20 protein-coding genes are annotated in these 20,309 nt (G+C 65.7%); 8 read left to right on the top strand and 12 right to left on the bottom strand.

Features of this window, described 5'->3' with window-relative positions:
* Positions 1 to 141: 141 nt before the first annotated feature.
* From GXP39_19440 to GXP39_19400, 9 genes are all read right to left on the bottom strand, one after another.
* On the bottom strand, positions 142 to 1,197 hold the full coding sequence (locus GXP39_19440; protein NOZ30210.1) for a Gfo/Idh/MocA family oxidoreductase: 1,056 nt from the start codon (positions 1,195 to 1,197) through the stop codon (positions 142 to 144).
* A 78-nt stretch (positions 1,198 to 1,275) separates the two neighbouring features.
* Entirely contained in the window at positions 1,276 to 2,199 is a 924-nt protein-coding gene (locus GXP39_19435) for a HEAT repeat domain-containing protein (GenBank protein NOZ30209.1), read from the bottom strand.
* Between the two features lie 70 nt (positions 2,200 to 2,269).
* Positions 2,270 to 2,701, bottom strand: a complete 432-nt coding sequence (locus tag GXP39_19430) for a DinB family protein (protein ID NOZ30208.1) — start codon at positions 2,699 to 2,701, stop codon at positions 2,270 to 2,272.
* Between the two features lie 38 nt (positions 2,702 to 2,739).
* Positions 2,740 to 4,632, bottom strand: coding sequence for a hypothetical protein (locus GXP39_19425; protein NOZ30207.1), 1,893 nt, complete (start codon positions 4,630 to 4,632; stop codon positions 2,740 to 2,742).
* Positions 4,633 to 4,715: 83 nt separating this feature from the next.
* Positions 4,716 to 5,171, bottom strand: coding sequence for a thioredoxin-dependent thiol peroxidase (gene bcp, locus GXP39_19420; protein ID NOZ30206.1), 456 nt, complete (start codon positions 5,169 to 5,171; stop codon positions 4,716 to 4,718).
* A 109-nt stretch (positions 5,172 to 5,280) separates the two neighbouring features.
* Complete coding sequence (gene zwf / locus GXP39_19415; protein ID NOZ30205.1) at positions 5,281 to 6,819, bottom strand: glucose-6-phosphate dehydrogenase; 1,539 nt, start codon at positions 6,817 to 6,819, stop codon at positions 5,281 to 5,283.
* Between the two features lie 84 nt (positions 6,820 to 6,903).
* The gene (locus tag GXP39_19410; protein NOZ30204.1) at positions 6,904 to 8,913 is read right to left on the bottom strand and encodes a thioredoxin domain-containing protein; all 2,010 of its coding nucleotides are present in this window, start codon (positions 8,911 to 8,913) and stop codon (positions 6,904 to 6,906) included.
* 307 nt (positions 8,914 to 9,220) lie between these two features.
* Positions 9,221 to 9,433: a hypothetical protein gene (locus tag GXP39_19405; GenBank protein NOZ30203.1), complete on the bottom strand. Its 213-nt coding sequence runs from the start codon at positions 9,431 to 9,433 to the stop codon at positions 9,221 to 9,223.
* Positions 9,430 to 9,747: a hypothetical protein gene (locus GXP39_19400; protein NOZ30202.1), complete on the bottom strand. Its 318-nt coding sequence runs from the start codon at positions 9,745 to 9,747 to the stop codon at positions 9,430 to 9,432. Before GXP39_19400 ends, GXP39_19405 begins: the two co-directional genes overlap by 4 nt.
* Positions 9,748 to 9,922: 175 nt before the next feature.
* Here GXP39_19400 and GXP39_19395 point away from each other — a divergent pair, with 175 nt between their 5' ends.
* A complete protein-coding gene (locus GXP39_19395) occupies positions 9,923 to 11,032 on the top strand; it encodes a hypothetical protein (protein ID NOZ30201.1) in 1,110 nt (369 codons plus the stop codon).
* The gene (locus GXP39_19390) at positions 11,029 to 11,832 is read left to right on the top strand and encodes an amino acid ABC transporter substrate-binding protein (protein ID NOZ30200.1); all 804 of its coding nucleotides are present in this window, start codon (positions 11,029 to 11,031) and stop codon (positions 11,830 to 11,832) included. The genes GXP39_19395 and GXP39_19390 overlap by 4 nt, the downstream gene beginning before the upstream one ends.
* Here the strand turns inward: GXP39_19390 and GXP39_19385 are convergent.
* A complete protein-coding gene (locus GXP39_19385) occupies positions 11,829 to 13,016 on the bottom strand; it encodes a M23 family metallopeptidase (protein ID NOZ30199.1) in 1,188 nt (395 codons plus the stop codon). The genes GXP39_19390 and GXP39_19385 overlap by 4 nt on opposite strands.
* A 141-nt stretch (positions 13,017 to 13,157) precedes the next feature.
* On the opposite strand from GXP39_19385, the gene trmD reads away from it, so the two are divergent.
* A complete protein-coding gene (gene trmD / locus GXP39_19380; GenBank protein NOZ30198.1) occupies positions 13,158 to 13,940 on the top strand; it encodes a tRNA (guanosine(37)-N1)-methyltransferase TrmD in 783 nt (260 codons plus the stop codon).
* A 40-nt stretch (positions 13,941 to 13,980) separates the two neighbouring features.
* On the opposite strand, the gene GXP39_19375 is transcribed toward trmD, so the two are convergent.
* Positions 13,981 to 15,009 (bottom strand): hypothetical protein, encoded by a 1,029-nt coding sequence (locus GXP39_19375; protein NOZ30197.1) that lies wholly within the window; start codon positions 15,007 to 15,009, stop codon positions 13,981 to 13,983.
* A gap of 546 nt (positions 15,010 to 15,555) precedes the next feature.
* Between GXP39_19375 and GXP39_19370 the strand changes: the two genes are divergently transcribed.
* From GXP39_19370 to miaA, 5 genes are all read left to right on the top strand, one after another.
* Positions 15,556 to 16,824, top strand: a complete 1,269-nt coding sequence (locus tag GXP39_19370; GenBank protein ID NOZ30196.1) for an alkaline phosphatase — start codon at positions 15,556 to 15,558, stop codon at positions 16,822 to 16,824.
* Between the two features lie 138 nt (positions 16,825 to 16,962).
* Positions 16,963 to 17,331: a 50S ribosomal protein L19 gene (gene rplS / locus GXP39_19365; protein ID NOZ30195.1), complete on the top strand. Its 369-nt coding sequence runs from the start codon at positions 16,963 to 16,965 to the stop codon at positions 17,329 to 17,331.
* 106 nt (positions 17,332 to 17,437) lie between these two features.
* Positions 17,438 to 18,097, top strand: a complete 660-nt coding sequence (locus tag GXP39_19360) for a ribonuclease HII (GenBank protein NOZ30194.1) — start codon at positions 17,438 to 17,440, stop codon at positions 18,095 to 18,097.
* Positions 18,094 to 18,459: a YraN family protein gene (locus tag GXP39_19355; GenBank protein NOZ30193.1), complete on the top strand. Its 366-nt coding sequence runs from the start codon at positions 18,094 to 18,096 to the stop codon at positions 18,457 to 18,459. The genes GXP39_19360 and GXP39_19355 overlap by 4 nt, the downstream gene beginning before the upstream one ends.
* Before the next feature lie 3 nt (positions 18,460 to 18,462).
* Positions 18,463 to 19,404 (top strand): tRNA (adenosine(37)-N6)-dimethylallyltransferase MiaA, encoded by a 942-nt coding sequence (gene miaA, locus GXP39_19350; GenBank protein ID NOZ30192.1) that lies wholly within the window; start codon positions 18,463 to 18,465, stop codon positions 19,402 to 19,404.
* A gap of 24 nt (positions 19,405 to 19,428) precedes the next feature.
* Here the strand turns inward: miaA and GXP39_19345 are convergent, their stop codons facing one another.
* The gene (locus GXP39_19345) at positions 19,429 to 19,977 is read right to left on the bottom strand and encodes a pentapeptide repeat-containing protein (protein NOZ30191.1); all 549 of its coding nucleotides are present in this window, start codon (positions 19,975 to 19,977) and stop codon (positions 19,429 to 19,431) included.
* Between the last annotated feature and the right edge of the window lie 332 nt (positions 19,978 to 20,309).

Raw genomic sequence — 20,309 nt, 5'->3', positions numbered from 1 at the left:
TACCTCCTTATCCGCTCGAGCTCTCGAGTCATGCTCAAATTATACCACATCGGGTCTCTAACAGCGCCTCTGCCTGTTCCTCCAGTGTCATGACCAGGGAAAAAGGCCTCCTTGTCTGCTCGAAAGCGCTGTGCGTCCGACTCAGAACTCGATGGCCACTTCCTCGCCCGTCTCGGCCGAGCGGTAGATGGCGGTGATGATGGCCACGGCCTCGCGTCCGGCATAGCCGTCCACGGCTGGCGGGCGATCCTCCCGCACGGCGGCGACCATGTCCCGCAACTGGAGCACATGCCCGGGCACGCCCTCCTCCTCATCGCCGAGGTCGATATCTCGTGATGGCTCGGCGCTCAGGTCCAGGCGCAGCCCATAGTGCCCCACATCCAGCTCCTCGTCCGTCTCCGCCCAGTACATGACCCGGAACTGGCCGTTTTCCAGCGCGATAGCCCCCCGATCTCCGGTGATCTCCAGGCGGCTCCATAGCCCGGGGAACGCCGTCGTCGTCGCCTCGATCACCCCCAGCGCTTCGTTGCGGAAGCGGACGGCCGCCACCGCGGTATCCTCCGTCTCGATGCGATGGGCCAGCGTGCCCGTGTAGGCCTTGACGGCGGCCACCCCGCCCATGATCCACTGGATCTGATCGACGAAGTGGATCCCCTGGTTCATGAGCGCGCCGCCACCGTCATACTTCCACGTGCCGCGCCAGCCGCCGGCGTCGTAGTACCCCTGGCTCCGGTAGATCTTCATGTACATGTCGCCCGTGGTCAGCCGCCCCAGCTTGCCCTGCTGCGCGGCCGCCCGCATCTTGCGGTATGGGACCTCAAATCGGTACTGGTAGATGGTCGCCAGCTTGCGGTTGGCTCGCTCGGCGGCCTCGATGATCTGATTGCACCGTTCGACGGTGGTCTCCAGCGGCTTCTCCACGACCACATGTTTGCCCGCCTCCAGGGCGGGGATGGCGACGTCCGCGTGGGCTCCGCTGATGGTGCACACATTGACCACCTCGATGTCGTCCCGTCGCAGTAATTCCTCCACGCTCCCGTGCCAGTCGCACCCGAAGGATTCGGCGAGCTCACGGGCGCGCTCGGGGATGACGTCCGCCACGGCGACCAGCTGCGCGTCCGGCACGCTCTGCAGGAACCGGGCATGCGATCGCCCGATCACACCACAACCGACGATGGCGAAACGTACGGGGTCCATTTGCCAATCTCCAATCTCCAGATGTTGATGGGACGCAAAGGGCGCAACAAAGCCTTTATACCCTTTGCGCTGCGTCGCTCACCCGAAGAAAGCCTCCGGCCCCTGGGCCTCGCTGATGCGGCGTAACGCCTCCCAGGCGGCGCGTCGCACCTGGGCCGTGCCGTCCGTCTCGGCCAGATGCCGCAGCGCGGGGATGGCCCAAGAATCCGTCAGCGTGCCAAGCGCCGTGGCTGCGGCGGCACGCACGCCTGCATCGGTGTCCTCCAGTCGCTGGATCAGGGCGGCGCGGGCGAGGCGGCGGTAGCCCAGGCGGCCAAGGCCGCGGGCGGCCTCCGCTCGCACCCGGGCGTTGGGGTCCATGAGGGCGTGCATCAGCGCCATGACGGAGCGGCGATCAGTCATGGCGCCCAGGCGGCGGACGGCCTCGATTCGCTCGTTGGCCGTCGGGGAGGCGAGGCGTCTGACGGCATCTCGCAGGGCGGCCACGTCCACGGGGGGACGCCTCCGCCGACGGGGCCGCATAGCCCTGGCCAGGAGCTCCCGTTCCACGTCTTCGAATCCCGGGGCGCCCGGCGGAGGCTTCTCCGATGGCATGGGCAGGCCCCGCAGGAGGCGCCGGGCGAACCTCGGCACCGAGATGACGCGCACGCCCAGCGTTTTGAGCTGATCGCTGAGGTCTCGGTCCGAGGTGACCACCAGCGCGTCGTAGAGAGGGCGCCCCATGACCAAGTCCTCCTCGATCATGTCCAGCAGGAGGCCATCGGCCGTGCCCCCATCCTGCGCCGTGGTCACCCAGATCTGATCCTGATGACTGGAGTAATCCCGCCCGGGCCTGGGATCCAGCACCAAGGTCACCCAGTGGTCCCGGTCTTTGGCCAGCGCATCTCGCTGCCATCGTCGGATCAGGCGGATCATCCCCTCATCGTCCCGGCGATGGCGGATGTATCCCCCTTTGGCCAGCCAGCCGGCCAGGTTGTCTCCGTCGATCAGGATCTCGGTCACCGCTCGTGAACCCTCTTCTGGCTCCGGGGGGCGCCCCGGCTATCTCCCGGCCGGAAGCGCGTGCGGGCCTTTACCCGCCTCGCTCCTCATGGGCCTGACGGGCGGCACGGATCGCGTTCAGGTATTGTCCCTCGGTGGCCCGCACGTGTTCCAAAACCTGTCGGATCGTCCACCCGCCGTCCGGGGGCTCCCGGTCGAGGTCCTCGTCTGTCAGACCGACGGTGGCCGCCAGGAGCCTGCCCCATGCGATCTCGGCCTCCGCCAGAATGCGCTGGGGCATCGTCGGCCCGCGTTGCACCTGATCTCGCGTCCCCGCCACCTGGGTGGCGTGCTCGCGCATGTGATCACCAAAGCGGAGCAGGACGCGACGGATATCGTCCCAGCGCTTCATCTCGGTGGGATAGGCGAATTCCTCCTCATCCATGTCGCTCAGTTCGGCCAGGGTGCGCTCTCGCAGCGTCCGGATTTCGGCCAACAGGGCGTCGATCTGCTCTCGGGGCATGGGAACCCTCCTCTCTCCGCCGGCGGGGGCTCGTGGCCTCACGCGGTATGGCGGGTGAACATGGCCTGGATCTCGTCGGCTTCATCGGGAGAGGCCAGGACGGATACCACGTCGTGCAGGGCCAGCCGCGTCTCTCGCCAGGGGACGATCAGCCGGCCGCCCCGCTGGATCACCATGATCAGCGCGTGCCCTGGAAGCCGCAGCATATGCAGGGGCACGCCATCCAGGGCGGGGTTGGTCATCTCGACCTCGACGACCTCCTGCCCGGCCTTGCCCTCGGCGAGCAGGGTGAACACGTTGGGATGGCTCGCCAGGTTCTCCAGGACCGTGACTTCCGAGTCGGTGGTGGTCACCGGGTGCGCCCCAATGGCGGCGTACGCCTCCACGTTGGCCGAATCCAGCACCCGGGCCACGACGTTGCGGATGCCGAAGGTCGTCTTGGCGATCTGGCATAGCCGCAAATTGGCCGCATCGTCCTCCAGGAGGGCGACCAGGGTCTTCGCCTGATGGGCGCCGATGGCACGCAGGGCCGCGGGAGAGATCTCGTTGAGCGACGCTGTGGTCACCCCCTGCGGGACCTGGTCCGGGGGCGATGTGCCAGGCGGGAGGGCCAGGATCACCGGGTCGTCGGCCTCCGCTAGCCGTTTCACCAGGAGGAGCGCCTCACGATTGCCGCCGACGACGACGATCTGTTGCTCCCTGGGCGGGGGCTGGGGTGGCACGATGCGGTTGAACAGGGATGGGGAGATCGTGCACGTCACGATGGCCAGCAGGATGATGGCGGAGTTCACCGCCGGGTCGATGGCGCCCAGGTCCAGACCGATGGCCGCCGCCGCGATGATGAGGCTGAGCCGGGACGAGAGCAGAAGCCCGGCTCCCAGCGTCTGGCGCCACCCGTACGTGAGCCGGAAGATCAGGGATGGGATCAGCTTGATGGCGTAGGCCATGGCGATCAACAGCGGGGCCAACAGCATCGTCTGGCTGGAGGAGAGCAGGGCCCGCAGGTCGAACTGGACGCCGACCATGATGAAGAAGATGGGGATGAAGAAGCCGTATCCCATCACATCAAGCTGCTCTCGCAAGGAGGATTCGCCCTCGTCCCCGTTGCTGAGCAGGGCGATCAGCGCCCCTCCCAGGAATGCCCCCAGGATGACCTCCACGCCGAGCTGCTCGGCCAGGGCGATGAAGGCCAGCCCCATGGCGAAGGCGCCGCGCGCCTGTAGATGGCTGACGGCCGATGAGACGCGTCGGTAGGCCTCCTCCAGAGGGGAATGCCTCTGGGCGATGAGGATGATCCGGTATACCGTGAAAAACGCTCCCAGCAGGATCAGGACGGCCAGCATCTCCGGCGTCAGCCCGTTGGTGTGGAAGATGACGTAGATGCTGATGAGCAGCATGGTGGCGAAATCTGCCAGGAGGGCGGCCACCAGCAGGGTCTGGCCGTATCGGGTGCGCAGCTCACGACGCTCCTTGAGCGTGGGCACCACGATGCCCAGGGAGGTGGTCGAGAGGATCAGCGCCATCAGGATGGGATCCCGGACCAGGTCGGCCTTGTACAGGCCCGTGGACAGCACCAGGGCCGCCGCCAGCGTGAACAGGAAGCTGATGAACGCCAGCGTGGTGGGGGAGCGGAGCCGACTCCGTCCGTTCGGGAGTGGCTGTCCCCTTCGGCCGATCAGGGCGCTGAAGTCGATCTCCAGGCCGGAGAGGAACATCAGATAGCTGAACCCCAACGTCGAGAGGAGGGCCAGCCAGGGGTCGTCGCTCACTAGGTTCAATCCGCTCTTGCCGACGATGATGCCCGCGGTGATCTCTCCGACCACGATGGGGATGCGGATACGCTTCATCTGGGTGGTGATCATCGGCACCGCGGCCGCCAGCAAGATCACGATCAAAAGGGACAGGAAAGAGGTTTCTCCGTGGCCGTTCAATTTACCCCTCTACGAGCCCATGCGGGCGATTTGGTCGATTGGTGGATCGGAAATGGATCGGTCATATCTCGCTCGGTGGGCCGCTAAGAGGCCAGGCGACGTGCCAACTCGGCCGTCATCTCCGGCTTGACCTTGTACCGGGCCTCGATCAGGCGTCCTTCCTCATCGATGGCGAAGTGGCTGCGGATGATCCCCATGGTGGTCCGGCCGAACATCTTCTTCTCGCCCCAGGCGCCGTATGCCTCCGCCACTTGGTGGTCGGGATCCGAGAGCAAGACAAAGGGCAGATTGTGCTTCTCCCGGAACTTCGCCAGCCGTTCAGGCGGGTCGGGGCTGATGCCGATCACCACGACGCCCTCCGCGTCGATGGTCGGGTAAGCATCACGGACAGCGCACGCCTGCCGGGTGCATCCGGGCGTGTTGGCCTTGGGGTAGAAGTAGAGCACCACCTTTTGGCCTCGAAAGTCGGCCAGGCGGACCTCCTGCCCGTCGTCGGCGATCAAGGTGAACTCCGGCGCCAGGTCTCCTGTTTGCAACATGCTTTCCTCCTCGCGAGCATCCGGCTCTTGGCGTGGTAGGGAGGGGGCGGAGCCGGAAGCGCTTTCCATCCAGGTGAGCGGGAACGGGCCCGCTCAGTCGATTGTGCGATCAGGGTGCCCGGTCCATGACCGGGACTTCACGTCTGCCGTTGCCGGCCGGGTGGGTGGGGGAGATCGCCGGACAGGGCTGGCAGTCGTGCAGCCATGTGCGGCCGTCACGGGCGATGAACTCGTCAGCCTCGGAGGGCCCCCAGCTTCCTGGATCGTACAGGACCAGCGGGGGTGTCTCCTGCCCCTCCCACCATTTCAGGAGCGGGTCCATCAGGGCCCATGCCAGCTCGATCTCATCGCCGCGGGTGAACAGGGAGGCGTCTCCCTGGATAGCGTCCAACAGAAGCCGCTCATAGGCCTCCGGCAGCGCCTGGACGTCGAACTGGTCCCGGTAGCTGAAATCCATGTCCACGGGCACCACCCGCATCCCCGCCCCGGGCACCTTCGTCTCGAAGCGAAGGCGCATCCCCTCGTTGGGCTGGATGCGGAGGGCCAGGCTGTTGGGGACCATGTGGGTGTTCTCGGGGAAGAGCAGATGAGGCACGTGTTTGAACTGCAGCGTGATCTCGGTCGCCTTCTCCGCCAGCCGCTTGCCCGAGCGCAGGTAGAACGGCACGCCCTGCCAGCGCCAGTTGTCCACGTGGAGCTTCAGCGCCGCGTAGGTGGGCGTGTGCGAATCGGGGGCCACGCCGGGCTCCTCACGATATCCCCGGTACTGCCCCCACACCACGTCGGTGGGCCGGATAGGGCGCACGGCGCGCAGCACCTTGACCTTCTCATCCCGCAGAGCCTTGGCGTCGAAGATCACCGGGGGCTCGATCGCCGTCAGCGTGAGGAGCTGGAGCATGTGATTTTGGAACATGTCGCGCAGCACGCCGGCCTGGTCATAGTACCCGGCCCGTTGTCCCACGCCCACGCTCTCCGCCATGGTGATCTGCACATGATCCACATAGTTGCGGTTCCACAGCGGCTCGAAGATCGCGTTGGCAAAGCGGAAGGTCAGGATGTTCTGGACGGTCTCCTTGCCCAGATAGTGGTCGATCCGGTAGATCTGCTCCTCCCGGAAGACGGCGTGGAGCTGCTTGTTGAGCTGGCGGGCGCTCTCCAGGTCGTGCCCGAACGGCTTCTCGATGATCACGCGCGTCCAGCCGGCCGGGTTCTGGTTCAGTTCCGCCTGCCCGATGTGCTCGATGATGGTCGTGTAGAGGGCCGGCGGCGTCGCCAGGTAGAAAAGTTGATGATGGTTTCCATCGGATTCGGCTCGGATGCGTGCCAGTTGTTCCGCCAACTGGCGATAAGTCTCCGGATCGTCGTACTGCCCGCGCAGGTATGTGATGCGCCGGGCGAAGTGTGGCCAGAGCTCGCAGACGTTGGGTTTGAGCCGGGCATATTCCATCACGCCGTGATACAGGCGGTCGTGGAAGCTATCGCTGGATAGGGCGCTGCGCGCGATGCCGATGACGTGCGTATTGGGCGGCAAAAGCCCTTCGCAGGCCAGGCTGTGCAGGGCCGGAATGAGTTTGCGTTGCGTCAGATCTCCTGACGCTCCGAAGATCACGATCGTCACGGAGTCCGTTTGTTCTTCGTCCTTTCCCATTAGATCCCTTCCCATCCTCATTCGATATGGGATGCAGCGATGGCACCCCTCTTGCAACTTACAATAGATAATTGTACGCTCGATTCAAGGTTTCGCCAAAGTTTCCTCCAGCGCTTCCGGGGAGGTGATAGGGGGCAGACAGGTGAACTCGGTGCATACGTACGCCGTGGCCCGTCCATGGACCTGCGGGCGACCCTGGAGCATGGGGATCGCGGCGCCCTCAACGTCGGCGCGGCCTGCGGCGATCATCTGGTGCGGGCGATACCCTTTGGTGGTGGCCTCCAACAGCGCGCGGGTGTCGGGCGCGTTGAGATCGCCCACGATGGCGATCTCCCGAGGGGGAGCCAGCATGTAGTCCAGCGCGATCAACCACTGACTGAACGCCAAAGGATACCGGACCATCATCGGCTCCGTCTCCGCCAGGCTATCCCGGGCCAGATCCAGATAGGATGGCTCCACGGCCAATCCGGCCAGCCGCAGGAGCCCGTAGGCGGCCATGGCGTTCCCGGAGGGGATGGCGCCGTTCTGTAGCTCCCGGGTGCGGACGATCAACTGCTCGTGGTCGTCGCTGGTGTCGAAGAAGCCGACGGGGGCGCGGAAGTGTTCGATCATCGTCTGCGCCAGTTCATGGGCGGCCTGATACCAGCGTGGGTCGAAGGTGGTCTGGTAGAGTTCCAGCAGCCCGTCGATGAGATGCGTGTAGTCATCCAGATATCCATTCACCCTGGCCTCGCCTGCCGCCCAGACGTGCCACAGCCGGCCGTCCGGGCGACGAAGCTCCGTCAGCAGGAACCGCGCGTTGCGCTCGGCGATCTGCCGATAGTCCGGGCGGTGGAGCACTCGGGCGGCCTCGGCGAAGCTCGCCAGCATGAGGCCGTTCCAGGAGGTGAGCACCTTCTCGTCTCGTCCGGGGGGCACCCGACGCTCCCTGGCCTCGAAGAGTTGCCTTCGAGCCCCGGCCAACGCCTCCCGATCGGTCCAATCCCCACGGAAGGTGAGGATCGTCTTGCCCTCGAAATTGCCGCGCTCGGTGACCCCATAGGCGGCCATGAACGTCTGCGCCTCATCGCCCAGCGTGGCCCGGATCTCGGCCGGCGTCCATAGGAAGAACTTCCCCTCCTCTCCCTCACTGTCAGCGTCCTGAGAGGCGTAGAAGCCGCCTGCCGGGTCGGCCATCTCCCGGGCGACGTAATCCAGGGTCTCCTGGGCGATGGTGCGGAGGAATGGCTCTCCGGTCACCTGCCAGGCGTGCAGGTAGATGCGTGCCAGTTGAGCGTTGTCGTAGAGCATCTTCTCGAAGTGGGGCACGGTCCACGTGGCATCCACGCAGTACCGGTGGAATCCACCGCCGATCTGGTCGTACAGGCCGCCGCGCGCCATCCGCTCCAGCGTGTAGGTGGCCATGTGGAGCGCGTCCGGTTCACGGGTCCTGTGATGGTATCGCAGCAGGAACTCCAATGTCATCGGCTGAGGGAACTTGGGCGCGTCGCCCCAGCCGCCGTGCTCTCGATCGAAGTCTCGCTGGATGGCGTGGAAGGCGGCCTGCAGCGCGAGAGGGGAGACGTCCCGACCTGATGCCTCCTGATGGCCCGAAAGCGAGCGTTCGATCGCCGCGACGACGCGTTGCCCGCCCTCGATGAGCTCCTGACGGCGGCTTCGCCAGGCATCGGCGATGGCCAGCAGCACGTCGGAGAAGGCCGGCAGCCCATGCCGGGGCGTGGGCGGAAAATAGGTTCCACCGTAAAAGGGCACGCCGTCGGGCGTGAGGAAGACGGAAAGGGGCCAGCCGCCGTGCCCGGTCATCGCCTGCACGGCGCTCATGTAGATGCGGTCGATGTCCGGGCGCTCCTCACGGTCCACTTTGATGCTGACGAAGTGTTCGTTCAGGATGGCCGCTGTGCGCTCGTCCTCGAACGATTCATGCGCCATCACGTGGCACCAGTGGCAGGCCGAGTAGCCGATGCTGAGGAAGATGGGCTTGTCCTCGGCCCTGGCCTTTTGCAGGGCCTCCTGCCCCCAGGGATACCAGTCCACCGGGTTCTCCGCATGTTGGAGCAGGTAGGGGCTGGTCTCGTGTGCGAGTCGGTTGGGCATATCTCCTCCGTGATGATCCGCCTCCGGCTGCGGTGGCTCCCACGTTGTTGCCCGGCCGAGCGTGGGAGCTCGGCCGGCTTGTGTCGGCTCTCACGCCGCCGCCCGGCCGGGCGATCGCCTGGCCCGTTCGTTTCCATGTGTCGGGAGTGTCAGATGGGGCGATGTGCGCAGGGCCACGCGTGGCTCCAGGGGGCGGTGGGAGCGCGTTGGGGAAGCTTCACGGCATGGTGGGGAGTTGCTTGCGGTGGGGTGTCCCTTCGTATCGCCTGGGAGATGGCCCCGGAGGCGGCGGTTGCTGGGGGCGAGGCTACGCCCGCCTCACCAGATCGCCCATCTGTCGGGCCACGCCCAGGATGGCGATCCCAAGGCGGATCCAGTCGACGGGGGCGATCTCGGCGGAACCTTGCCCCTCCCCTGTCTCGTTCTCCGTCTGGGAGTTCGTGTAGATCCAGGCGATCAGGATGCCGAGTAGTGCGCCGGACAGGGCGCCGATGATGATGCCGCGTGTACGATGGCTCACGATTGCACCTCGTTATCGTCACGAGTGGTGAGTGGCGGTGAGGGATTCTTCAGCGCCCGGAAGGCCGCCTGCAGGCCAGCCCATCGGGCGTGCGCCCAGACCAGGGGGCGGATCACCTTCTGGCTGCCGGTGTGGACGGTCTCCGCTGCCTGGCGGGCGCGCTGCTGAGCCCGAGGCATGAGGTCGTCCATCCCCTGGCGCACCTTGCGCATCCCCTTCACGCTGAAGAAGAGCAGCACCAGAGGCACCAGCCAGACGATCATGGACAGGATGATGAGAAAGATCAGGGCGATGTTGGCCCAGGTATGGATCATGCGTCCCCCTTCAACCGTGTCGGCGCGGTTCGCCACAATTGTAACCGAAAGTAGTGAGACGACGCAAGCTGCGCTCAGAGCCGTTTGCCGCAGCAGAAGGGGTTGCCGTCGTTACGCCCGGGCGGGCGTCAGATCGGGTGTTGTCACGATCTCGCCCGCCGGGTATAATCCCGCCATGATCCATCGATTCCGCGTGGCCTGGCCATGGGTCTGGCGAGGGATGTGGCTGGCCGTGATCCTGGCCTTTCTGGGAACACCCCCGCGTCCGCTCGTCACCATCGGGCCGCCGCAGGAGGTGCACACCATCAACCCCAAGATCGGCGTCCATACCCGGCTGACCGATGAGGTGGAGCCCTGGAAGATCAAGCGGACGCTGCAGATGGTGCGGGAGATGGGGGCACCCTGGATCGTCGAGTACTTCCCCTGGGCTTACTATGAGCCCTCGCCGGGGCGCTTTGACTGGTCCCATCCCGACCTGGTGGTGGATCACGCGCGGGCACAGGGCCTGACGGTGATCGCCCGCCTGGGGTATGTGCCGGAGTGGGCCAGGCCTCGCGATACCGTCTCCAGTTACCTGGACCCCGAGGGGTACGACGCGTTCGGCGACTTCGTGGCCGCCTTCGTGGCGCACTTCAAAGGGCGTGTGCGTCATATCATCATCTGGAACGAGCCCAACCTCAGCCTGGAGTGGGGGAAGCGGCCCCCCGACCCGGCGGGGTATACGGAGCTGCTGCGGGTGGCCTACACGCGGGCCAAGGCGGTCGATCCGGAGGTGCAGGTGTTGGCCGGGGCGCTGGCGCCCACGCTGGCCCCTCCCGGCCACCCGGAGGCGATGGATGATCTGGAGTACCTGCAGCGCATGTACGACGCGGGCGCCGCCGCCTATTTCGACGCCCTGGCTGCCCATAGCTACGGGTGGCATTTCCCCCCCGATGAGCCCGCCGCCCCGGATGTGATCAACTTCGCCCGGGTGGAGCTGTTGCGAGAGATCATGGTGCGCAACGGGGATGCGGAGAAGCCGATCTACATCACCGAGGGGGGATGGAACGACCACCCTCGGTGGAGCAAGGCCGTGCGCCCGGCTCAGCGGGTGGCCTATACCGTGCGGGCGTACCAAAAGGCGGCCGAGGAGTGGCCCTGGGTGGAGGCGGTGTGTCTGTGGGCTTTTCGCTTCCCCTGGCCCACGCACACCTACCTGGATTACTTTGCTTTCGTCTCCACCGACTTCACGCCGCGGCCGGTCTACCTGGCCGTGCAGCGTTACGCGCAGGGGGAGGCCCCATGAGCGCCCGTCGGTGGAAATGGGGGGTGCTGTTCGCCCTGGGGGTGGCGCTGGCTGTCGTGGTGTGGTGGATGGCCTATCCCCGCCAGGATGAGCGCTGGCGCCGCATCCTGGACACGGGGGTATGGCGCGTCGCGGTCGATCCCAGCTTTCCCCCCTTCGAGTCCGTCGGTCCGGATGGGGCGCTGACCGGGTTTGACATCGATCTGGCCCGGGCGATCGCCGCCCGGTGGGGGGTGGACGTCCGATTTGAACTGGTCGGGTTCGATGGCCTGCTGGACAGCGTGTGGGCGGATCAGGCGGATAGCGTGGTGTCCGCATATCCGCTGCAGCCCCATTACGCGCAGGATGTGGGGTATTCCATCCCCTACTTCGAGGCGGGGGTGGTGCTCATCGCCCGGGCGGGGAGCGGGATCACCGATCTGGAGGACCTGCGCGGCCGCCGGGTGGCCGTGGAGTGGGGCTCGGAGGGGGATGTGCAGGCGCGGGCCCTGGCTCGCCGGCTGGGGGATCTGTCCCTGGTGCCGCTGGAGAGCCCGGATCTGGCCGTGGGTGCCGTGGTGGACGGGCAGGCGGATGCGGCATTGGTGGACGGGGTCACCGCCGCTCTGGCGATCGGCCGTGGCGATCCGCTGGAGATCGTGGGGGAGCCATTGTCATCGGCGCCGTATGTCATCGTGACCCCCGCCCGGGCGCGTGCGCTGTTGTCGGCCGTCAACGAGGCGCTGACCGCTCTGGAGGAGGAGGGCGTCCTGGACGACTTACGGATGCGCTGGTTCGGGCCGGGGTGGGCCCGTCGTTAGTCGGTCGTTTGAATCACGACGAAGGTGGTCTGGCCGTCCTGGATCTCCACGTCTCGCTGGTAGAGGTGGCCGTTGATCTGGGTCTCGATGCGATACTGACCGACGGGCATATCGGCCAGCATGAAGTTTTCGCCCCAATCGTCGTCCGGGTGGATGTCGGGCAGGTCAAGGTAGGTGTACACCTGCTGCCAGATGCGGTCGAAGTTGGGCGCCTGGTAGATCAGGATGGGGACGTTGGCCCAGGTGCGGCCTTCCGCGTTGACGAGGCGCCCGGCCAGGGTGCCGTAGCCGGGTGATGGCTTAAGCCAGAGCTCGGGGTTGCGGGTGTGCGCGTAGTCATTCTGCCCGACGCGCACCTCGATGTGCAGGTGGGGGCCCAGGGCGATGCCCGTCATCCCGACGCGGCCGATGGGCTGGCCCGGCTGCACGATCTCCCCCGGTTGCACGTCGACCTCGGAGAGATGCCCATACAGGACGAAGACGGGCTGGTCGTGGTAGGTGCGCAGCAGCCGGAGGACGATGAGGTTGCCGTAGAAGTTGGGCTCAGGTCCCACGACCTGCTCGGCGTCGGTACCTGCGATGACGACCTCGGCCTCGGCGACGGCCAGCACGGGCGTGCCCTCCTCATTCACGATGTCGGCGCCGTGATGCGGCAGGTACTGGCCGCGGGCGTCCGTCCCATAAGGGTACCAGGCGTTGGCGTAGATCTGTCCACCGGGGCCGATGGGACGCTCCAGCCAGTAGTGGTCCTGCGCCTGGGCGGGATCGGGGGAGGGCCAGACCCGGCCGGGCACCAGCGTAGGCGTGCTTCCCGGCTCGGCGGTGGCGCCCGGGGGAGTGGGTGTCGGCGTGTTCAGGGGCGAGAGGGCGTGACCTGACTCGGGCTGTTCAGGCGTCGCCGTGTCGGGTGGCGTCGTCGGCGGCGGTGTGGGCGAAGGTGTGACTGTGGGCGTTGGGGAAGGGGTGGGAGATGGCGTGACCTCCCCCACAGCTGTCGGCTCGGCGGTTGGTGGGATGGGCGATGGCGTGTACAATGTGGCCGTGCGGGCGGCCCGCTCGTTGGCCCAGGCGATGACGCCGGGGAGAAGTCCCAGGTGGAGGGCACCCAGGATGAGGCCGGCGATGGCGATCAGGCCGATGGTGATGAGGATGGGCAGCCGTTGCCTGTGACTTCGTGTATGCATCGTATCGTTCATTGGGCGAGGCGAGTGCTCGCCGCCTCCTTATCGCGAACGTGTCGCCCTTGCGTGGGCGCGGGGCATCATAACATAGGGGCACACCAGGGGCAAACGCATCGGCATTCATATTGAGGGAGGGCAGAGGGCATGCGCTTTGACATCCTGACCCTGTTCCCGGGCATGTTCTGTGGCCCGTTCGATGACAGCATCATCAAACGTGCCCGGGAGTCAGGGCTGATCTCCATCCACCTGCACAATATCCGGGACTTCGCCACCGACAAGCACCACGTGACCGATGATTATCCCTACGGCGGCGGGGGGGGCATGGTGATGAAGCCGGAGCCCATCTTCGCCTGCGTGGAGCATGTGCTGGCGGAGGAACCCCCGGAGGGGGAGCCGCCTCCGATCATCCTGCTGACCCCTCAGGGGCGTCTGTTCACCCAACAGGTGGCTATGGAGCTGGCCCGGCATCGGCGCCTGATCCTGATCTGCGGCCGATACGAGGGGGTGGACGAGCGCGTGCGCGAGCACCTGGTCACGGATGAGATCTCCATTGGGGATTATGTGCTGTCCGGCGGGGAGATCCCGGCCATGGTGATCGTCGACGCGGTGACCCGGCTGTTGCCCGGGGCGCTGGGGCATGCCATGGCGCCGTTGCAGGACTCCCATGCCATGGGCCTATTGGAGGGGCCGCATTACACCCGCCCGGTGGAGTTTCGCGGCTGGCGGGTGCCCGATGTACTGCTATCCGGGAATCACGCGGAGATCGCCCGCTGGCGGCGGGAGCAGGCGCTGCGGCGAACGCTGGAGCGGCGGCCCGATCTGCTGGCTCGCGCCCGGCTGACGCCCGAGGACCGCCGTTTCCTGGCCTCGCTGGGGTATCATGGTCCCTTTGCCCCGGATCGGGCGGAGGAGGACGAGGAAACCTGACCGGATGGCGGGTTGCCCGACCCTCTCAGAGGGCCCGGCCTCAGACGGCGATGGGGTAGCGCCCGTATTTCTGGACCGCTCTGGACAGGGCCCGGACGTTCTCTGGGCGCAGGTAGCCCGCCAGGCTGTTCCCGCTGGTCACGATGTATCCCCCGCCTGGCGCCACATCACGGATCAGCTCCCGCACCTCCCGATCCACATCTTCCGGCGTCCCCATTCCCAGGATGTTCAGATCCACGTTCCCCAGCAGGCAGAGGCGATCGCCATATTCCCGTTTCAGCGCTCGGATGTCCATGGCCCCCTTTTCGATGGGATGGAGCCCGGCGATGCCCAGGCTGAGCAGGTCGTCCAGGAAGGGGAGGATGTTGCCGTCGCTGTGGATGATCCAGGGGATCGTGACCTTCTCCGCTATTTTGCGATAGCGGGGCAGGACCAGGTCGTGGAAGACCTGGGGCGAGAAAAAGGGGGCGCTTTTGAACGCCATGTCGTCGGTGGAGATGAGGATATCGAAGCCCATCTGGCAGATCCGCTCGACGACGACGGCTGTCCAGTCGCAATAGCGGTCGAGGACGGCCTCGACGAAGGATCGGTTCTCGTACAGGGCCACGCAGAAGTTCTCCATTCCGATGCTGAGCATGGTGGGGAAGATGCCGATGCGGGTGATCAGGCAGGCGGCGAAGTCCCCCTTCTGTTGGACGAAGACCTCCGCCTCGGCGTACAGCGCGTCATCGTGTGGGTCCGGGAGGTGTAGTCGCTCCAGATCGTCCTCGGTTTTGATCATGCCCTCGCCGTAGAACAGCCGCCCGTCCTTGCCGGGGAGCTTGCGGGCGTAGACGGGGGCGCGTAGCACGTAGGAGATGTTGTCCAGGTGGAGGTAGATGGCGATAGCCTTCGCCTCGTCCACGCTGTAGGTGTTGGCTTCCAGATTGGCCGCCTGGCTGGTAGGCTCCTTCCATCCCAGCAGTTTCTGTGCCAGAGCCCGGTCGATCCCCAGCTCGCAGTAGGGGACTCTGTCCGGCTCCTCTCGATTCAAGGCCGTCAGCACTCGCTCTCGTGGGCTCATCCCCATGATGGCATCTCCTTATCCTAGCGTGAGGCGATTTCCGTCTCACGATCCGCTGAGACCCCTGGGCACACGGACGAGAAAGGTCCGTAGCTCTATTGTATCATGGCTCCCGCCCTCTCGTCTACACCGTTTGACGGGGATGATCCCGCATGCTATATTGATATCCTCTACAGTCTCCCCCTCTCTCAAGGCGTGTCTGAAATTTACCGGTCGGGTGGCTGAGGACCTCCCTCAGTCACCAGCTCCACAGGGGAGGTGTGGAGGGGCCCTTCCCTTCACGGAAAACCCACTTTTCCGGCCTGCACCTGCCTTTCTCGGCTCTTTCCGGAGGGTCCAGGCCGAGGCTTGGGCAGGTCGAAGGCGGAGGAAGGGCTTTTTTCGGAGGGGCTCTACCCCTCCGGACCTCCCCATAGCAGAAGCAATGCTATTGCTCAGACACGCTCTCAGTTCTTGACAGCCAGTGGAGACGAGGCATGCCTCGCTCCACAGTGTGGACGCGTGTTCTGATCTGGTTACAGCTGTTGACATCACGAGATGGAGATGGAGACGATGATCGGTCGAGTTGCGTATGTAAGTGGCCGGATCCTCATGATCCTTTGCCTGGTGATGATCGTTGGAAGCGGTATGGCTTATGGGCGGGCCGAGGCGGATGATGTCCCTCTATCGCTCTTATATGGGATAGATCCGGACGGAAGCCCGGCGCAGGGGCGGGCACACGCCGTGATCCTGTTCATCGGCGATGGCATGGGAGAGGCGCAGCGGATCGCCGGTCGTTGGTCGGCGAAGGGCCAATCGGGGCGGTTATCCATGGAGGCCATGCCGTTTGGGGGTTGGGCGCGTACCGCCTCGGCGGATAACGCCGTCACCGACTCGGCCGCGGCGGCCACCGCGCTGGCCACGGGCGTGAAGACCAACAACGGCATGATCGCCGTGAGCCCGGCGGGTGATCCGCTGGTGACCATCCTGGAGCGCGCCCAGGCCAGGGGTATGGCCGTCGGGTTGGTGACTACCACCCAGATAGCACATGCCACGCCCGCCGCCTTCGTCGCCCATGTGCAGAGCCGGCAGGAGATGCAGGAGATCGCACGGCAGATGATAGCGGCCAAGGTGGACGTGTTGCTGGGGGGCGGCGAGGACGAGTTCCTGCCCACGACGGCCACCGGGTGCTATCCACAGCCGGGTGAGCGGACCGATGGGCGGAACCTGATCACGGAGGCGGTCGCGGCGGGATATGTCTACGTGTGCGATGCGACCTCCTTCGCCGCCGTGGACCCGGCGTCGACCTCACGCCTGTTGGGGCTCTTCGCCGATGAGGGCATGGTTCGCCCCTTCTCGCCCTCACTGGCCGACATGACCCGGAAGGCCATCGAGATCCTCTCCCGAGACCCTGACGGGTTCTTCCTGATGGTCGAGGGCGGGCAGATCGATTGGGCCAGCCATGCCAATCGCGCTGCCGATACGATTACGGACGTCATCGGGCTGGATGAGGCGGTCACCGTCGCCAAGACCTATGCAGCGAGCGCCCCGAACACCCTGATCATCGTCACCGCCGATCACGAAACCGGGGGCATGAGCGTGGATCTGACGTCGGGCGAGCAAGGGCCGTTTTCCATGCCCGATGGGACGCCGTTCTACGTCAGCTGGACCACGAGGGGGCACACCGGCGTGAACGTGCCGACCACCGCTCTGGGGCCGTGGTCGCATCTGCTATCCGGTGAGTATGAGAACACATACATTCACGATGTCATGCAGAGGGCGCTGGGGAGGTGGCGTTGGATGCCGATCATCCTGCGGGATGGCGTATACGCCTCTCATTAACGGTGGAGCTCGGGGGAGTTCTGGTGCGCGTTCCCTCGTCGGGCGTTTGATTTGCCGCCGGAGGGCGGCTATGCTATACTTTCAGCTTGTGATGTGAAGGCGACCATGATTGTGCATCTTATCTGAAGGGTGGTAGCGATGAGCACGTTAATGCAATTCCTTGAGCGCCCAGAGCCGAATCCGAACATTCCGGAACTGCGCCCGGGTGATACTGTGCGAGTGCACCATCGGATCGTGGAGGGGAATCGAGAGCGCGTCCAGGTGTTTCAGGGCGTGGTGATCCGCATCCGTGAGGGGGGCGTGAACTCGAATTTCACCGTACGTCGGATCGCATCCCATGGCGTCGGTGTGGAGCGAACGTTCTTCTTCCATTCGCCGCGTGTGGAGAAAGTGGAGGTCCTGCGCCACGGTAAGGTGCGCCGGGCGAGGCTTTATTTCCTCCGGGAGCGGCGTGGGAAGAAGGCTCGGTTGAAGGAAGTTCGTCGTCCGACTCCGGAAAAGTCATAATCGAGCGGTGTTCGTGCCGACGGGGTGATGATTCGTCGCGTCGGGGATGTGTGAGATCTAGGGGAGAGCGCAGTGATCCTGCGCTCTCGTCGTTTGTGGGGGGATCGTGGATCGATCGGAGGGGTGGGCCTCCCTGCAGCGGGAGACCTCGTTATGGGCTTCGGGGTATCGGTATGTGGCGGGGCTGGACGAGGCCGGGCGGGGCGCCTGGGCGGGCCCCGTCGTCGCCGCCGCCGTTATCCTGCCCTCGGATCCCCGGGCGTGCTCCGCCCTGTTGGGCGTCGTGCACGATTCGAAGAAGCTCACGCCCGCGCGGCGGGAGGACCTGCTTCCCCGGATTCGGGAGATCGCGTTGGGCATCGGCGTGGGGATCGTTCCTCCCAGGGTGATCGACCAGATCGGGATCGTTCCGGCGACGCGGCGCGCCATGTATGAGGCGATCGACGTGCTCTCCCCGAGGCCCGACTACCTGCTGATCGATGCCCTGCGGCTGTCTCGGGTGAACATCCCTCAGCAATCGCTGGTCCGGGGGGACGCCCTGTCGCTCTCCATCGCGGCGGCATCCATCGTCGCCAAGGTGACCCGGGATCACATCCTGATCGATCTGGATGCTCAATACCCCGGCTATGGCTTCGCAAGACACAAGGGATATGGCACGGCGGCCCACCGGGAGGCCCTGCGAGGGCTGGGACCCTGCCCCGAACACCGGATGAGCTTCCGGCCGCTGCGGGATCTGGAGGGGCTGCTGGGGGAGGTCTGGGAGTGACGAGCGTCCGTCGTGGCCTGGGGGATACCGGCGAATCCCTGGCGGCTCGGGAGCTGGCCCGGCGTGGCCTGACCATCGTGGCGCGCAACTGGCGATGCGCTCAGGGGGAGATCGATTTGATCGCCCGGGATGGCGACACCCTGGCCATCGTGGAGGTGCGGACGCGACGGGGGCGCACCTACGGCACGCCCGAGGAATCCATCACGCCGACCAAGCAGGCTCGCCTGATCCAGCTGGCTCAGATGTATGTGGCCGAGATCGGCTGGGAGGGGCCGTGGCGGATCGATGTGGTGGCGATTGAACTGGACAGGGGCGGGCGGCTGTTGCGCATCACACATCTGCCCGGGGCGATCGAGGGGTGACCTATGGAGACCCGGCCGCCGCTGATCGCGATCGTGGGACCTACCGCCGTCGGCAAGACGGCGCTCTCGCTGGATCTGGCGGAGGCGGTGAACGGCGAGGTGGTCTCGGCCGATTCTCGCCAGATCTACCGGTACATGGACATCGGCACGGCCAAGCCGACCCCTGATGAACGCGCCCGCGTGCCGCATCACCTGCTCGATGTGGTGGATCCCGACCAGACATTGACGTTGGCGCAGTATCAGCGCCTGGCCTACGCGGCCATCGAGGAGATCCATCGCCGCGGGCGGGTGCCCCTTCTGGTCGGTGGCACGGGGCTGTATGTGCGTGCCGTGCTGGAGGGGTTGCGCATTCCGGAGGTGCCCCCTGATCCGGAGTTGCGGGCCCGGCTGGAGGCGGAGGCGGCTGAGCAGGGACCGGAGGCGTTGCATGCCCGGCTGGCCGCCCTCGATCCGGTGGCGGCGGCGCGCATCGACCCGCGTAACGTGCGCCGCGTGATTCGGGCGCTGGAGGTCTGCCTGATCGCTGGACGGCCGATCAGCGAGCTTCAGCAGGCCAGCCCGCCTCCATATCGGATCCTGCGGCTGGGGTTGACCCGGCCGCGCCGGGAGCTCTATGCCCGCATCGATGCCCGGGTGGACGCCATGATGGCGGCCGGGTTGGTGGACGAGGTGCGTTCGTTGCTGGCGCGAGGGTATGGGCCGGAGTTGCCTGCCATGACCGGGCTGGGGTATCGGCAGATCTGCCAGTATCTGGCCGGCGAGATGACGTTGGAGGAGGCGGTACGGGAGATCAAGCGCAGGACCCGCCGATTCGTCCGCCAGCAGCAGACGTGGTTCCGGCCGGATGACCCCCGCATCCGCTGGTTTGATCTGTCCAAAACCCCGCCGGAGGCGATCATCTCGGAGGCTGTGCGATGGCTGGCGGAGGCGGGGGACGGCAAGTAGCGGATGAGGTGTCTGGTTCCGTGGTCACTCCTCCTCCATGTGGATGGCCTCGACCGGCGGCTTGAAACCGTCCGGCCAGCGGGTCTTGCTGTTGTAGCTGGCCAGCCACAGGTCGGCGCCTTTCAGTTGAGCGTCCGATAGGTCCGCATCCCGCAGGTTGGCGGATGTCAGATCAGCGTGTCGCAGGTTGGCCTCTCGCAGGTTTGCCCCCTTCAGGTTCGCCCTTCGCAGGTTGGCCCGCTCCAGGTTCGCCCCCTGGAGGTTCGTATTCCTCAGGTTCACGCTGCGAAGGTTAGCCTTGCGCAGGTCGCTGTAGCTGAGGTCTGCTCCGGGCTCGGTCACGTCGATTGGCCCCAGGTCGGCGCCCCGCAGGTCAGCACCCCGCAGGTCCAGTCCCTGCAGGCTTTCCTGGCGTCCCTGTTCTGCCCATGCCAGCACCTTCTCCACCTGTTCGGTCGTCTGCTGTCTGCGCTGGAAATCCTCCCGTATCCATTTGTTGATCCACCGCAGGCTGATCAGGAACAGGCCCACGGCGAGGGCCAGGATCATCACGGAAAGCCACAGGAGATTCATGTTCTCCGTTTCCCCTCCCGTCCTATGGAGAAGCTGTTTGAGGCGTCCCCTCCACACCTCCCCCTTAAATTCTCAGGCACGCTCTTGGCCTGCGGCAGCATGGGAGCTGCCGCTGCTCGTGGTTCGTTCGGAAAAAGGCCCTTCTTCCGCCTTCGACCTGCCCTTCTCGGCCTGGGCCCTTCGGAAAGGGCCGAGAAAGGCAGGTGCAGGCCGGAAAAGTGGGTTTTCCGTGGAGGGGACCTCCCCTCCACACCTCCCCCTTAAATTCTCAGGCACGCTCTTGGCCTGCGGCAGCATGGGAGCTGCCGCTGCTCGTGGTTCGTTCGGAAAAA

This window comes from Chloroflexota bacterium (assembly GCA_013152435.1).
Taxonomy (GTDB): Bacteria; Chloroflexota; Anaerolineae; order DUEN01; family DUEN01; genus DUEN01.
Note: the sequence above shows the minus strand (reverse complement) of the source record. Positions and strands in the feature narration are given on the sequence as shown.

What these genes read in the sequence shown, in the direction of transcription:
- GXP39_19385 (NOZ30199.1), bottom strand. Translation starts at nt 13,016, where the DNA reads ATGCATACACGAAGTCACAGGCAACGGCTGCCCATCCTCATCACCATC.
- GXP39_19345 (NOZ30191.1), bottom strand. Translation starts at nt 19,977, where the DNA reads ATGAATCTCCTGTGGCTTTCCGTGATGATCCTGGCCCTCGCCGTGGGC.
- GXP39_19430 (NOZ30208.1), bottom strand. Translation starts at nt 2,701, where the DNA reads ATGCCCCGAGAGCAGATCGACGCCCTGTTGGCCGAAATCCGGACGCTG.
- miaA (NOZ30192.1), top strand. Translation starts at nt 18,463, where the DNA reads ATGGAGACCCGGCCGCCGCTGATCGCGATCGTGGGACCTACCGCCGTC.
- zwf (NOZ30205.1), bottom strand. Translation starts at nt 6,819, where the DNA reads ATGGGAAAGGACGAAGAACAAACGGACTCCGTGACGATCGTGATCTTC.
- GXP39_19370 (NOZ30196.1), top strand. Translation starts at nt 15,556, where the DNA reads ATGATCGGTCGAGTTGCGTATGTAAGTGGCCGGATCCTCATGATCCTT.
- GXP39_19410 (NOZ30204.1), bottom strand. Translation starts at nt 8,913, where the DNA reads ATGCCCAACCGACTCGCACACGAGACCAGCCCCTACCTGCTCCAACAT.
- GXP39_19395 (NOZ30201.1), top strand. Translation starts at nt 9,923, where the DNA reads ATGATCCATCGATTCCGCGTGGCCTGGCCATGGGTCTGGCGAGGGATG.
- GXP39_19390 (NOZ30200.1), top strand. Translation starts at nt 11,029, where the DNA reads ATGAGCGCCCGTCGGTGGAAATGGGGGGTGCTGTTCGCCCTGGGGGTG.
- rplS (NOZ30195.1), top strand. Translation starts at nt 16,963, where the DNA reads ATGAGCACGTTAATGCAATTCCTTGAGCGCCCAGAGCCGAATCCGAAC.
- GXP39_19400 (NOZ30202.1), bottom strand. Translation starts at nt 9,747, where the DNA reads ATGATCCATACCTGGGCCAACATCGCCCTGATCTTTCTCATCATCCTG.
- GXP39_19375 (NOZ30197.1), bottom strand. Translation starts at nt 15,009, where the DNA reads ATGGGGATGAGCCCACGAGAGCGAGTGCTGACGGCCTTGAATCGAGAG.
- GXP39_19440 (NOZ30210.1), bottom strand. Translation starts at nt 1,197, where the DNA reads ATGGACCCCGTACGTTTCGCCATCGTCGGTTGTGGTGTGATCGGGCGA.
- trmD (NOZ30198.1), top strand. Translation starts at nt 13,158, where the DNA reads ATGCGCTTTGACATCCTGACCCTGTTCCCGGGCATGTTCTGTGGCCCG.
- bcp (NOZ30206.1), bottom strand. Translation starts at nt 5,171, where the DNA reads ATGTTGCAAACAGGAGACCTGGCGCCGGAGTTCACCTTGATCGCCGAC.